The sequence below is a fragment of the Pseudomonas sp. SMV7 genome (assembly GCF_052041995.1).
Lineage (GTDB): Bacteria > Pseudomonadota > Gammaproteobacteria > Pseudomonadales > Pseudomonadaceae > Aquipseudomonas.
On record NZ_JBKGGT010000083.1, the window covers coordinates 1 to 202 of the forward strand.

Here is a 202-nt window from a genome sequence, read left to right on the forward strand (position 1 = left end):
CTGATCGTGGTGCCATTGCTCGGGTTGATGACTGGCGCCGCTGGCGCGCTGGAATCGACGGTAACCGTCGCGGCCGGGCCGGTGTTGCCGGCCGCGTCGCTCGCCGTGGCATTGACCACGGTACCTGTGGGCAGCGCTGTGCCTGGCGTGAAGCTCCAGTTGCCGCTGCCATCGGCCGTTACCTGGCCGATCGGATTGCCGT

The 202-nt window shown here is 68.3% G+C and carries 1 protein-coding gene; it reads right to left on the bottom strand.

All coding sequences use genetic code 11. The annotated features are described in order from the left end of the window. On the bottom strand, window positions 1-202 hold a 202-nt coding region (locus ACLEJP_RS25645), incomplete at both ends, for an Ig-like domain-containing protein (RefSeq protein WP_440810947.1).